Source organism: Halomonas sp. MES3-P3E, assembly GCF_002836035.1.
Taxonomy (GTDB): domain Bacteria; phylum Pseudomonadota; class Gammaproteobacteria; order Pseudomonadales; family Halomonadaceae; genus Vreelandella; species Vreelandella arctica.
The window spans coordinates 38076-50826 of the sequence record NZ_PJBT01000001.1; the positions used below are offsets into that span (position 1 = coordinate 38076).

16 protein-coding genes are annotated in these 12751 nt (G+C 52.2%); 3 read left to right on the forward strand and 13 right to left on the reverse strand.

What is annotated here, in order from left to right; all coding sequences use genetic code 11:
• Nucleotides 1-31: 31 nt before the first annotated feature.
• The 3 genes from CXF87_RS00180 to CXF87_RS00190 all read right to left on the reverse strand — a co-directional run bounded on the left by CXF87_RS00180 (nucleotide 32) and on the right by CXF87_RS00190 (nucleotide 1759).
• Entirely contained in the window at nucleotides 32-454 is a 423-nt protein-coding gene (locus CXF87_RS00180) for a Replicative DNA helicase (RefSeq protein WP_101144978.1), read from the reverse strand.
• A gap of 168 nt (nucleotides 455-622) precedes the next feature.
• The gene (locus CXF87_RS00185) at nucleotides 623-1048 is read right to left on the reverse strand and encodes an N-acetyltransferase (protein ID WP_008956380.1); all 426 of its coding nucleotides are present in this window, start codon (nucleotides 1046-1048) and stop codon (nucleotides 623-625) included.
• Between the two features lie 285 nt (nucleotides 1049-1333).
• Nucleotides 1334-1759 (reverse strand): VOC family protein, encoded by a 426-nt coding sequence (locus CXF87_RS00190; RefSeq protein ID WP_101144979.1) that lies wholly within the window; start codon nucleotides 1757-1759, stop codon nucleotides 1334-1336.
• 109 nt (nucleotides 1760-1868) lie between these two features.
• Here CXF87_RS00190 and soxR point away from each other — a divergent pair, with 109 nt between their 5' ends.
• A complete protein-coding gene (gene soxR / locus CXF87_RS00195; protein WP_101144980.1) occupies nucleotides 1869-2333 on the forward strand; it encodes a redox-sensitive transcriptional activator SoxR in 465 nt (154 codons plus the stop codon).
• Between the two features lie 163 nt (nucleotides 2334-2496).
• The gene (locus CXF87_RS00200) at nucleotides 2497-3681 is read left to right on the forward strand and encodes a DEAD/DEAH box helicase (RefSeq protein ID WP_101144981.1); all 1185 of its coding nucleotides are present in this window, start codon (nucleotides 2497-2499) and stop codon (nucleotides 3679-3681) included.
• A 67-nt stretch (nucleotides 3682-3748) separates the two neighbouring features.
• Here CXF87_RS00200 and rho read toward each other — a convergent pair whose 3' ends face one another.
• From rho to cbiE, 10 genes are all read right to left on the reverse strand, one after another.
• Nucleotides 3749-4705, reverse strand: a complete 957-nt coding sequence (gene rho, locus CXF87_RS00205) for a transcription termination factor Rho (protein ID WP_101144982.1) — start codon at nucleotides 4703-4705, stop codon at nucleotides 3749-3751.
• Nucleotides 4706-5066: 361 nt separating this feature from the next.
• Nucleotides 5067-5663, reverse strand: coding sequence for an AbiU2 domain-containing protein (locus CXF87_RS00210; RefSeq protein ID WP_157826445.1), 597 nt, complete (start codon nucleotides 5661-5663; stop codon nucleotides 5067-5069).
• A gap of 179 nt (nucleotides 5664-5842) precedes the next feature.
• Nucleotides 5843-6361, reverse strand: a complete 519-nt coding sequence (locus CXF87_RS00215; RefSeq protein ID WP_101144984.1) for a hypothetical protein — start codon at nucleotides 6359-6361, stop codon at nucleotides 5843-5845.
• Between the two features lie 105 nt (nucleotides 6362-6466).
• Entirely contained in the window at nucleotides 6467-7012 is a 546-nt protein-coding gene (locus CXF87_RS00220; protein WP_157826446.1) for a hypothetical protein, read from the reverse strand.
• 87 nt (nucleotides 7013-7099) lie between these two features.
• Nucleotides 7100-7750, reverse strand: a complete 651-nt coding sequence (locus CXF87_RS00225; protein ID WP_101144986.1) for a hypothetical protein — start codon at nucleotides 7748-7750, stop codon at nucleotides 7100-7102.
• A gap of 583 nt (nucleotides 7751-8333) precedes the next feature.
• Nucleotides 8334-8774: a YtoQ family protein gene (locus tag CXF87_RS00230; protein ID WP_101144987.1), complete on the reverse strand. Its 441-nt coding sequence runs from the start codon at nucleotides 8772-8774 to the stop codon at nucleotides 8334-8336.
• Nucleotides 8775-8844: 70 nt separating this feature from the next.
• Nucleotides 8845-9609 carry a precorrin-6A synthase (deacetylating) gene (gene cobF / locus CXF87_RS00235; RefSeq protein WP_101144988.1) on the reverse strand — a complete coding sequence of 255 codons (765 nt, stop codon included), beginning with the start codon at nucleotides 9607-9609 and terminating at the stop codon, nucleotides 8845-8847.
• Nucleotides 9606-10409, reverse strand: a complete 804-nt coding sequence (cobM, locus tag CXF87_RS00240) for a precorrin-4 C(11)-methyltransferase (RefSeq protein WP_101144989.1) — start codon at nucleotides 10407-10409, stop codon at nucleotides 9606-9608. Before cobM ends, cobF begins: the two co-directional genes overlap by 4 nt.
• Complete coding sequence (locus tag CXF87_RS00245) at nucleotides 10409-10792, reverse strand: cobalamin biosynthesis protein (RefSeq protein WP_101144990.1); 384 nt, start codon at nucleotides 10790-10792, stop codon at nucleotides 10409-10411. The genes cobM and CXF87_RS00245 overlap by 1 nt, the downstream gene beginning before the upstream one ends.
• Entirely contained in the window at nucleotides 10789-12012 is a 1224-nt protein-coding gene (gene cbiE / locus CXF87_RS00250) for a precorrin-6y C5,15-methyltransferase (decarboxylating) subunit CbiE (RefSeq protein WP_101144991.1), read from the reverse strand. The genes CXF87_RS00245 and cbiE overlap by 4 nt, the downstream gene beginning before the upstream one ends.
• Between cbiE and CXF87_RS00255 the strand changes: the two genes are divergently transcribed.
• Complete coding sequence (locus CXF87_RS00255) at nucleotides 12011-12748, forward strand: cobalt-precorrin-6A reductase (protein WP_101144992.1); 738 nt, start codon at nucleotides 12011-12013, stop codon at nucleotides 12746-12748. The two genes, cbiE and CXF87_RS00255, sit on opposite strands and share 2 nt — an antisense overlap.
• The last annotated feature ends 3 nt before the right edge of the window (nucleotides 12749-12751 follow it).

Below are 12751 nucleotides of genomic sequence, written 5' to 3' on the forward strand. Positions count from 1 at the left end.
ATCAATACCACTAACATCAGCAGCTTAACAACTAACCTGATGTCAGCTTTCCAAGCAGCTCATCAATTTCGTCTTTAAGCTCGCCATCTTCAATCTTGTTGGCAGTGACTTGGGCCTTTTTAAGATTGTTGATCGCCGCATCAGTTTGACCAAGCTCAACCTGCAGCTTCGCCATGGAGAACGCGATGGATGACATGTGGTCTTTCGAGTTAACTGCAACGGCCTTTTCAAAGGCTTTTTCATAGACTGCAAGCGCCTCATCCAGTTCTTCCGTGAAATCAGCCAACGTTTCCCACTGCTCAGGGTGATCCTTATCGGTGTTTTCGTTCTCGGTGCAGATCGCTTCCAACTGCGCATAAAGCGCGTCAAACGCCTCTCTATCCTCTTTATCAGCAGCCTTCATGAGCTTTTCAGCGAGTTCGTAAACCGCTTTGTATATTTTGGTGTTAATCATGAACGACTACCTTTTCTCTATTAAAAACAGTAACAAGCTAAAAACCTGCTCAAAACAACGTTGTGGAACCGCCAACTCACCGTGGCCGGTGACATTATACCCTTTGAGGATAGCGCTACGGGCGCTCATTTTTTGGTTTTTGTAGCAAGTCCATACCGTTGACCGCTATTAACAGTAATGCTCCATGATGAACTCAGGTTGCCCCGTTTGCTCATCAATCTGCTCACCTAATGAAATAAAGCCATGTTGCTTATAAAAATTGATACTGGGCGCATTCTGACTGTAAACACTGAGCTGCAAACACGACCTTCTGCTCTTGGCATCATCAATTAATGCTGACCCTATCCCTTGGCCCTGAAGGCTGGGTGACACAAAAACCGCTGCCAACGTACTTCCATAGAGGCAGTAAAACCCTGCTATCTGATCATCCGCTTCATAGACAAAGGTCTCCGATGCAGGGATGTATACATCACGCATTTCGCTAACTTTGGACTGCCAATATTCTGACCCAGCAAAGGAGTGAGCTTTAATCGATGCTGAAAGCCAGATATCCAAAATGTACTCAATATCCGCCTTCCGGTATTCACGAATCATCTAGACGTTCCTAATGAGGGTCATCGGCGCCAAAAGCGTTACTGAAAAGCTGCCGAGCCCTGGAATAGGTTTGCACCGGTACCAGATCTAGGCAGCTTCATAAAATAAGGCGGAAATGCTTTGCCTTCCTTAAGGTAAATCTGATTCTTCCAGAAGATGAAGTATCTTCCTTCAATTTCTACCGAAAGCAAAAAGAGATTTTACCAGATTATTCAAAAATATTTTTAGGCGCGGAAAATCTCAATTGTTCACAAGCCAGCACCCTGGAGAGCGCTGACCTGCTTATTACTGGGCATCTTGGTTTAAATTTCGTTCAGCTGGGAGGTCGCTTAGATACTCGACAAACTCCACTTCAAAACCGGCGGGGTCGACAAAATAGACATTTTTGCGAAACGGCTCAGTCGCGCCGGGTTTGGCAATGGGATAACCCGCGTTATTCAACCTAGCCACAACGGCATCCAGGTTATCGGTCACATAGGCAAAATGGGCCAGCCCTACGCTGTGGCCTTTCAGATCGCGGTTCTCCCCTTCACCGTGATCGCTTAACGCCAGGTAATGTTCGTCGTCACCAAAGTGCACCCATTTACGTGGTTTGCCATACCACTCGCCATGGCCTTGATCGCGCACCCGCCAATGTGGGAATACGGCGCGGTAAAAATCCAGCATGGCATCCATATCATCAACGACCAGATTCACGTGTTCTAAGTACATAAGAGTCTCCTTGCGTTAAGTGAAATGGCAGGATAAAACCTCAACTTCACTTGAGGTAAAGCAGTTTTTGCGAAAAAATAGCAAAAAAGATTAAGGCATGGGATAGGTGATGGCAGAAACAATCTGGAGTGTCGGTAAGGTCGCTAAGCGTTGCGGTATTAAGGTCAGTACCCTGCACTTTTACGAGCAACAAGGTTTGATCCAAAGCTGGCGCAATGCGGGCAACCAGCGCCGCTATAAACCGGAAGTACTAAGGCGGATTTCGGTGATCAAAGCCGCACAGAAAGTTGGTGTTAGCCTGGAAGAGATCAAGCGGGCCTTTGAATCACTGCCCAATAACCGCACACCGACGGTGGAAGACTGGCAGCATCTTTCAAAAAACTGGCAGCAAATGCTTGATGGCCGTATAGCTTACCTGCAAAAGCTGCGTGATAACCTGGCAGGCTGTATCGGCTGTGGTTGCCTAAGCATGACCAATTGCCCGCTCTATAACCCGGATGACAAACTGGCTGAGCTCGGTAGCGGGCCAGTGCTTTTAGATCAGGCTGAGCAGCGGGCTGGGTTGGATTGTTAGACCAGTTAACGTACACAAACCGCCTGATGATGGTTGATGTTAGAATTGTGACGCCAAGTATTGGCTTCTAGCGCCTCAATCAGCCTCCGCTTCAGAGGTTTTACCTTATACTGCCTCATCTTTTATTTTCGACACACCTTACGACAATCTGTCAGGGCGCCTTATGCCATTTGCAAAACTAGGATTATCCCCTCCTCTTGTTCAAGCGATTTCCGAACTAGGTTACCAAACGCCAACGCCCATCCAGGAACAAGCGATTCCTGCCATTCTTTCGGGTAAGGACTTAATCGCCACCGCACAAACGGGCACAGGTAAAACCGCTGCCTTTGTTCTTCCTCTGCTAGAGCGATTCAGTAACGCGGGCACGTTACGTGGCAAGCGGATACGTGCGCTGATTCTCGTGCCGACCCGTGAGTTAGCGGTTCAGGTCGAAGCCAATGTGGCTCAATACGCTAAACACACACACTTAACCTCTATGGCGATGTATGGCGGTGTGGATACGGAAGCTCAAAAAGCGCGCCTAATCGAAGGCGTCGATATTCTGGTCGCCACGCCCGGCAGATTGCTTGATTTGGCGCATCAGCGTGCGCTGCATTTTGACGAACTTAAAGTCTTGGTGCTGGACGAAGCGGACCGAATGGTCGACATGGGGTTTGCCGACGATATCCATAAGATCATAGAGCGCCTACCTGCAAACCGTCAGAACCTACTGTTTTCGGCCACCATCACAGACGACGTTCGGGCGCTGGCCTACGATTTTTCAGATCGCCAGATGACCGATCTAGCGGCTGAAATATCCATTTCTCCCAACGTCCGCGCCGCCGCTAATGTCAAACAGTGGCTAATCACCGTCGACAAAGACACTAAGTCCGCCTTGTTGAGCTACTTGATCAACGAGCAACAGTGGGATCAGGCGCTCATTTTTACCGAGAAAAAACACAATGCGGCCAAGCTTGTTGCTCAACTGGAAAAACGCGGCATCACAGCGGACTCCATTCATGGCGATAGAAGCCAAGCAATGCGCGAAAAGATTTTGGCTCAGTTCAAATCTGGCGAGCTAAAGTACTTGGTCGCCACGGGGGTTGCCGCGCGCGGTTTGGATATTGATGAACTGAGTCGTGTGGTGAATTACGATTTACCTTTTCAGCCAGAAGAATACATCCACCGCATTGGCCGAACCGGCCGCGCGGGCGCCTCCGGTGAAGCCATCTCTTTAGTCGACATGAGTGACTTTAAAAATCTTTGCGCTATTGAAAGACGCTTAAAAAGCATTATTGAGCGCAAAGAGATTGCAGGGTTCCCGGTTCGAAAAGCAGTACCTGAATCAAACTTGAATTACAGAAAATAAAGTAATCGTTAAAACTTACCCAAGAAGCTCACCTTTTAAAAGGGTGGGCTTCTTTATTATCGATATTTCACGAATCCGGTAAAAATGCATCTAACAGTTCGGCATTAGTGGGATATTTATCCAATAACGCAAGCAGCCTCTGCGCGCCTTCTACTGGCTTAAGCGCTGTCAAACCTCTACGTAATGTCCTTACCTTTTCAATATCTTTTGCATCAATCAAAAGCTCCTCTCGACGGGTACTGCTTTTAGCAATATCTATCGCCGGAAAAATCCGTTGATTGGCCACATCCCGGGATAACACCAGTTCCATATTGCCCGTGCCCTTGAACTCCTCGAAAATCACCTGATCCATACGGCTTCCCGTATCCACCAGCACGGTGGCCAGAATGGTGAGCGATCCGCCGTTTTCGATCTTTCGCGCAGCGCCAAACAGTTTGCGCGGTATTTCCATCGCTCGGGAATCCAGCCCACCCGACATAGTGCGACCATTGCCTCGCTGCTCGGCATTATGAACGCGCGAGAGTCTGGTAAGAGAATCGATCACAATCATCACATTATGACCTTCACCTGCTTGCTTACGCGCCGTCTCAAGGAGCTTATTAGCCATATGCACATGGTGTGTGTAGCTTTCGTCTGAAGACGATGCATGTACTTCTGCCGACACACTGCGCTTAAAATCGGTCACTTCTTCCGGGCGCTCATCAATCAGCAAAGCATACAGCTTTATGTCAGGATGCGCTTTTGCCACGGCCTGACAGATATTTTTCAACATCGTCGTTTTGCCAGAGCCTGGTGGCGCCACAATCAACCCTCGTTGCCCCATCCCAATGGGCGTAATCAAATCCATCGCTCGCACAGTACGCTCTTGAGAGCCAGGCTCTAAATAAATGCGTGGGGAAGGATGAACAGCGACGCCATTTAAAAACCGTTTTTCGGGATCATTAGGGAATTGATCTTCAACGTCGTCGGCGGGCTTGGCGTCTGTCTGTTTTTTCGTCTTCAGACTTAGTGTTTTTCTCGTCATGATATTGATGGATCGCTTTTAAAAACTTGAATTTGTAGAATAGCTGTATCGTAGGCCAGACGACTGATCGCACTGTTGCGGCATTCGGTATGGAAAACGGATAAGTCTAGCTAGTGCTCAAAGATATTGGATTGGAGCTGTTCTTAGTGGTTAGTAACCACCATAACATTTTGATCGTGTTTGTAGCGCTTGAAGCGCGGTATGCTGGCCGCTTCTCGTCTGCTTTATCGATCTTACCAAAGCTTAGGCGTCAGTGTTGTTATTATTCTACACCCTCAACGCTAAGTTCAGTTGCCGAATACTGGCGCGATATTTTGAGAACAAAAATTCGTGACAGTATGAGGTCAATTGGAACACCTTGTTATGTACGTGCCAGCCGGTTCCAAAATTTTTCAGCACTTGCTCTGGCACTTTTTTCTGATTCGGAGATTGGATAACTAATACGTTGAAGTAACTTGTTTAAGCTAACCAAGATTGCTTTCATGTGTGATAAAAGACTAAATACGTCTTGAATTGTATGCCCATTACCAGCTACATCATAATCACCATCTTTGTGCACAAGCAAGCTATCCCTCAATAACTTAACTCTATCAACTAAGCCAGAGGAAAGTAATGCATTAATACATGTTACACAGACACTAAAGCTTTCATTAAACTCAAGTTTTCGGTCTTCAATGTATTTTTCGTGCCAAACACTACTTTGCCCACTAAGAACAATGGTTTTTGGTGGTTGTACGTATTCCGCTAGCAAGTACTTTGGTTGGAAATTTCTATCAACTAACAAATTTAACAATTGATGTAGGCTAAAATTTGATGATTTATTTGATTTATCAAATAACCAAGCATGAGTTTCAACAATCAAAGAGGTATACATTGTATCTTGTATAACAAGAATACTCCTTTGAACCTGTGGCTCCAAACTTTTAAGAGATTCATGTAAATCAATTGATGTTGACAACAACTATTTTCGTTCGAGCAAATTGAGATAGCCGATCATCGCAGCATTGACTTGCTTTTTAAACTTAGGAAGTTGTTCGTTCCGCATTTTTCCCTCGAAGTACATAACGCCCGCAGCACGCGCGGCTTTGTAGTGGAGGCGAAGCCGAAACGAAAAAGGCGTCGCCGTGACTACGATTGTTAGCTTTGGTTTCCAAGCGCATAAACATCAATGCGTGCTCCTGATATAACAGACTGAGCCAGTTCGCTCGTTTGCGATAGAGCTTCTTTTAAATCGTTGATAGAACCCACAGCGGCTGATATTGCTTGTTCACCCGAATACGAAGAATTTATGGAGAGAAACCGCTCTTCCATCGAATCCATGGAAGCATCAACGACCCTCAACCTTTCATGAATGATATGAAGACAGTCTCTTTCCCAGTCTTTTAAAATCTCCGGTGCCTCGATGATTACTCTTGAATATATCTCCCGTGGGAAATGGGTTGACTGAGTCGGCATGACACGCTCGGCCTTGAAATGGCTCTCAGCTTGACTCAAAACATCCAACTTACTTGGCACCATACGCGTGATTGATTGCAATTCAGCCACAAGTGACTTCCGAAGCCTGAATCTCAATTTAAGCCGTTTCAACCATTGAGCGCTTTCGGCCAAAACAAACCCCAATACAACCCCAAGGAGTGACCATATTGCTTCCGTCATTCGACGACTCTCCGATGAAAGCTAACGTCTAAGCTAAGCGGCGCGGCTTTAGCCGCGTCCGGTGGAGCGCGAAGCGCGGAACGAACTTGAGCGACTTGTTGTACGTCATAGCCTCGCTAGTCTCCGCAGGCCTTCTATTGCTAAACTCGTGAGTAGCGCAAGGGTTAGGTCACCGAATAATAATACAGCAAAGCTGGTAACAAAGTTAAAGACGACGCCTGCGACGACGTAAACCCGCCTAAAAGAAATAAATCGATGCAAGCTATCGTGTGAAACTGCAAAGCGCGATCCACTAGCATCGACTTCATTATCACTCTCGTCTGGTTTGGCTTCCGCCCGTAAGAAGTCGTACTGCTTGTGATACTTGTAATAGAAGATTTGCAGGATTTTTTGACGAAATAAATTGGTGACCAACCCGTAGGGAACTAGATCATTCAGATGCAGCAGATGCCCGGAATTTGCTGCCGTTGGCTCGTTGTAAGCTGCTGTGATGATAAGTTGTTCAATCAGCTCTTCGCCTAAAATCAATTCAATTAACGTCAACCACACCCAGGATAAGAGGCAGATCTCAGACGTGCGTTTGCTCCTACAGAAGACCAAACGGAAGTAGGAACTAGGCTGTCTTGGATCATCGTCTTTGATTCGCTTCATGACTTCACATTGACGTATAACGCCCGTATTTGCGGCTGGTTTGAAGCGCAGCGGAAAACCAGTCCGACAACATGCGCTTGTTAGATTTTAACCCCACGGATCTACCCGAATAAAGAGAAAGCTCAGGCCAGTCTCGACGGCTCGCCATGAGAAATCGTAGGTGCCTTTCAGTGTGATGGGAGGACCATAGGGATTCGAGGTTCTATACAGGAGCTCTGTTCCAGCGCTATAACTTCGTCCCTCTCGGAAATCAAAGTCGCCGGTGTCCGGCGAAAAGTTGTCTTGATTGATGTAGTGAGGATGGTCCGTAGCCACCAATAGATACCCGGCGTTTACAAAACCGCCATAACGCTCCAGGTTATGGAGGTCCTTGAAGACGTCGTATCGATTGTTCGGTTCACGATGATTAGTTTTCTTGAAGTACTTTAGCTCGATCGCGCAAGAATGCTTCTCCGCGTTTTTCACATTCTCCAAAGAGAACCAGATGTCAATTTTCGCTTTTTCGGTTTTACTCTTCACAAACGTTCCGCTGCCCAGCGTGACATTTTTTTCGAGTTCGATAATGAAACGCTCATCTGGTGTCTCTTCGTATAGTTCCCCAAGCGTCTTTAATATCGAGGCAAGTTGTAGCTGCAAAGAAGCTTCGTTAGATACCTCGATGCGCTGCCCAGTGATCTTTCCGCACAGGCGATCGTAGGCTATTTCAACAATCTGCTTGATCCGCTCCTCGTGATTCATGCGATTCGCTTCCAGTGAAATCTAACAGTAATTATGTAGCCCGCCATATAACACTGATGAACGCGCCTACGCGTCTATTGACGTTTTCTGGCGTACCAAAACGACCATATCTCATTGATTTATATAAAATTAGCTTGGCTGCTTGGCAATATATCCAAAATTCGCGTGCCCGCTCGTTATGCTCTGTTCAATCATACTTTATTCATAAATTTGGCTTAGGTCACGCCCCGGCAGGAAAATTTCTAATCGCACCTTAGCACCGGGCATATGCCGGTATACGTCTTTGGTGGGTAATGATGATGTTTAGAGACGGGTTAGACGCTGATCGCCCAATGAATTGGGCTCTTATAACACCCCATGCAGCAGTGGCGAGATGGATGCTGATAGCGCAACAAGTTGTGCTCCTACAAACCCCATACACCGGCCATGAAGGCACGATGGGTTGTCGTTGCCCAATAAAATAGGCCCGCTGCAACCCATTGCAACGGGCCGAGATAAGCGCTGATCGTGTCGCACGTTGCCCTATCCCCTCTCAAGCATGACAGCAATGGTAGTGAGATGGATCAGGCACGTTTTCGATTCTTTACGCTTTCAGAACGTAGCGCAGTGTCTCGACTACCTGATCCGTCGTGGTGCACCAGGCGTTCGCGCCAGCGTCGACTTCTTTCAGCGGGTGGACGATGTCTTCGCTGTGCAGTGTGATGTAGGGCTTGGCGAGGGCGGCGCAGTAGCCTGCATCAAAGGCGGCGTTCCACTGTTTGTACTGGTCGCCGAAACGTACAACGACCAGATCCGCCTGCTCAATCATGGTGCGGGTGCGGATGGCGTTGACCTTGGAGGACTGGTGGTCGCGCCAAAAGCCATTTTCCGGCTTGACCAGGTGGTCGCCGGCGGCGTCAGAGGCGGCGTGGTCGGTGACCGGTGCGGTAAACACGATATCCAGGCCCGCGGCCTCGGCGCCGCGTTGGATTTCTTCGCGCCAATCGGTGTGGATCTCGCCGGATAGGTAAACGTAAAAGCTCATGGCCATTCCTCAAAGGTTAGTTGGTCAGTAGCACTATTTTATGGAAAATCATTCCATATTAATACCGGCGTTATAGCAAGGGCTGCCTAGCCAGCAGATAAATATCCATTATCCAGCCGTGGGTGTCGCGCAACTCCGCCCGGCGCTGGATAATCTGGTCGCCGACGTCGCTTAGCCAGCCTTTGATCAGGCACTGTTTATCCATTCCCAGGTAGGCGCCCCACCAGATGTAGGTATCGTCTTGTGGCAGCTTGGTAAACGCCCCACCACTATCCAGCATCACGGCTACCGTGGCTGCATCGTTTGGCCAGCCGCGCTCGCGCAGGCGGCGGCCGGTGGTGATTTGGATCGGCTCGGCGAGGGCGTTGAGAGGGATTTTGTGTTCGGCGGTGAGCACTTGCAGGCTGGTGATGCCTGGCACTACCTCTACATCAACCTGCTTACTCGCAGCGCTTAGGCGCTGGGTAATGCGCAGGCTGCTGTCGTAAAGCGAGGGGTCGCCCCACACCAGCATCCCTACCCGCCCGCCGTTGGGTTGATGTTCATCGATTAGCTGCGCCCAGACGCCGGCGATGGCAGCGTGCCAGTCGTCCACCGCGCCCAGGTAGTCATTGCGGCCATCACGGCTGGGCAGATCGAACTCGACGATCTGTGTGGTCACCGGTTCTTCCAACAGTCGTTCGCAGAGCAAGCGGCGCAGGTCGATCAAATCCGACTTGACCTCACCTTTACGGGGCAGCAGGATCAGGTCGGCGTTATTGAGGGTGCGCACGGCGGCCAGGGTGACGTGGTCGAGGTTGCCGGTGCCGATGCCTATTAGCGACAGCGTGATCATGACTCGCTCTCTTGGTCTTGGCTTGCCGTGGCAAAAGGCGAATCCGCCGACTGGGGGCGAAAGCGGCGGTCGTAGCCAACGGCATAGAGGCTGCTCTCCTGGAAGTCTTCGCTTTCGAGCACCGGGCCCACCAGAATTAGCGCGGTGCGCTGCATGGTGACGTCGATCAACGCTTCTATACTGGCTAGCCGCCCGCGAACCACACGCTCATCGGGCCAGCTTGCCCGCCACACAATCGCCACCGGGCACTGCTCGCCGTAGTAAGGCGTCAGGCTCTCGACGACCTGGGAAAGATTATGGATGGAGAGGTGAATGGCCAGCGTGGCGCCGGTGCGGGCGAAATTGGCCAGCGTCTCGTCGCTGGGCATAGCGCTGGCACGGCCCGGCGTGCGGGTGAGCACTACCGACTGGGCCACACCGGGTAGCGTCAGCTCCTGGCTCAAAGTTGCCGAAGCAGCCGCAAAGGCTGGTACGCCGGGGGTAATGCTGTAGGGGATATCCATCCCGCGCAGGCGGCGCAGCTGCTCGCCCATGGCCGACCACACCGATAGATCCCCCGAATGCAGCCGGGCGACATCCTGGCCTTCGCCGTGGGCGCGGCTGATCTCCTGCATGATGTCATCCAGCGAGAGCGGCGCGGTATTGATCACCCTTGCTCCTGCCGGGCAGTGTTCGAGGATTTCCTCCGGCACTAGTGAACCCGCGTACAGGCACACCGGGCAGGCGGCGATAAGGTCGCGCCCGCGTAGGGTAAGCAGATCCGGTGCGCCGGGGCCTGCGCCAATGAAGTGTACGGTCATTATCTATTTCCTTCTGCTAACGCCAACGCGGCGGTGGCCTGTCGATCCACTGAGATGATTCTTGGCCCCACTAACTTAGCATTAGGGCCCGCCGCTAACAGCGCTACGGCCTCGGCCACGCTGCCCGTGCCTCGGGCCTGCAAACTTTGTTCTGAATGAGTAAGCGTTGTCACTGTCGGTAGCTCGGCGTCGGCTAGGGCGATGACCTCAATGCCTCGCAGTCGGCCCAGTTCTTCGACTAACGGCAGCATGGAGCAAGCCGCCGCCAGCTTATCGACATCACCGTATTGGTCGATCAGCTGATCCAGCGCCTGGCCGAGGGATTCAATCGTGGCCTCGCGACGAAAGCCAAATCCGGCGACGTGCAACGCCTGCCCCTTCATCGAACGCCCCGCCACTGAACAATCGGGTAGCTGGCCTTCCAGCCTCGCCGGGTGCCGATAGGGGCGGCGTTGGCAAGTTCCAGGCGTATCAGTTCGCCACCGACTTTGTACTGCCAGTGGGCCAGAAGCGCTTCGGATTCCAGGGTGACGGCATTGGCGACGACGCGCACACCCTCGGGCAGGCGCTGCCATAAGTCGTTCAAAAGCGCTTGAGATAACCCGCCGCCGATAAATACCGCATCCGGCAGCGGCGTATCGTTCAGTACGTCCGGCGCGCTGCCCTCTTTTACCTCAAGCCAGTCAACGCCCAGGTTGTCTGCATTGCTGCGCGCTCGCGCTGCCCGTTCTGCGTTTTGCTCGAAGCCTACCGCCTGATTATCCGGATGAGCGAGCAACCACTCAATGGCGATAGAGCCTGAACCGGTGCCGATATCCCACAACCGCTCGCCGGGCATGGGGGCCAGCGCCGCCAGGGTGATGGCGCGAATGGTCTGTTTGGTGATCTGGCCGTCGTGGTCAAAAAAATGATCCGGCAGGCCGGGCGTCAGCGGTAAGGCGGGGCCGCTACCGGCTACTTCCAGCCCTACCGCCACCGGGTGGGCGATGTCCTGGGGCAAGTTGGCGTCGACACGGCTGTGGCGAATTCGCTCGTTATCGCCGCCCAGGGCTTCCAGCACCGTTAGCTGGGAAGCCGCAAAGCCAAACCGGCTGACCAGAGAGGCGAGTTCGGCCACCGCTTCGCCGTCCCTTACCAGTACCAGCAAACGCCTACCGACATGCAGGTAAGGCCGAATGCGGGTCAGTGGTTTGGCGTGCAGGCCCAGGCAGGCGCAGCGCTCTAGCGGCCAGCCTAAGCGTGCAGCCGCCAGGCTGAAGGTGGAAGGTGCTGGCAATGCCAGCCACTCGTCAGCGCCGAGATGCTGCGCCAGGGTGGTACCCGCCCCAAACCAGAATGGGTCGTTTGAGACCAGCATGACCACCCGGAGGCCGCGCTGATCTAATAGCGCGGGAATGCCATCGGCAAAGGGCACCGGCCACTCAATCACCTCGGCATTTAGGGGCGGCAAAAGACGCAGGTGACGGCGCGCGCCGAACACCACCTCGGCACTTTCCAGTGCGGCGCGGCTTGCCGCCGTTAGCGCCTGTGTGCCACCCTCCCCCCAGCCTAAAAGGGTCAGCCAGGGAGCCTGACCCACTGGAGCGTGAGAAATTTCAACCATGATCAAGATCCTAATTCTCGGGGGAACCTCGGAGGCCAGCGCCCTGGCCAGTGCGGTTGCCAAGCGCGGGCTTCCCGCCATTTTCAGCTATGCAGGTCGTGTTGCCACGCCTAAACCCCAGCCGCTGCCGTCCCGCATTGGCGGTTTTGGCGGCGTTAGCGGCCTTGCCGCCTTTGTGGCCCGGGAGCGCATCACCCATATTGTCGATGCCACCCATCCTTTTGCCGCGCAGATGAGCACGAACGTAGTCGCCGCGGCGGCACAGTGCGGCGTAAAGGCCGTCGCTCTTACCCGGCCTGCCTGGCAACTTGTTGAGGGCGACCAGTGGCAAAGCGTGGCAAGTATCGATGAAGCCGTCAGCACCCTGGCGGGCCCGCCCCAGCGAGTGCTGCTCGCCATTGGCCGCATGCACCTTGCGGCCTTTGCCGCCCAGCCCCAGCACCATTACGTGCTGCGTTTGGTTGACCGGCCTAGCAGCCCGTTGCCACTGGCGGATGTCAGCACCGTGATTGATCGAGGCCCGTTTACGCTGGAAGGCGATCTCGCCCTGCTGGAAAATCAGCGCATCCAGCGCATCGTGTGTAAAAATTCCGGCGGCGAAGGGGCCGCGTCCAAACTCACCGCGGCAAGAACCCTCGGCCTGCCCATTGTGATGATCGAACGGCCAGCGCTGCCACCCCGCCACGAACTTCATCGTATTGATGACGTGATTAGCTGGCTTGATAGCCCCTCTTAATAT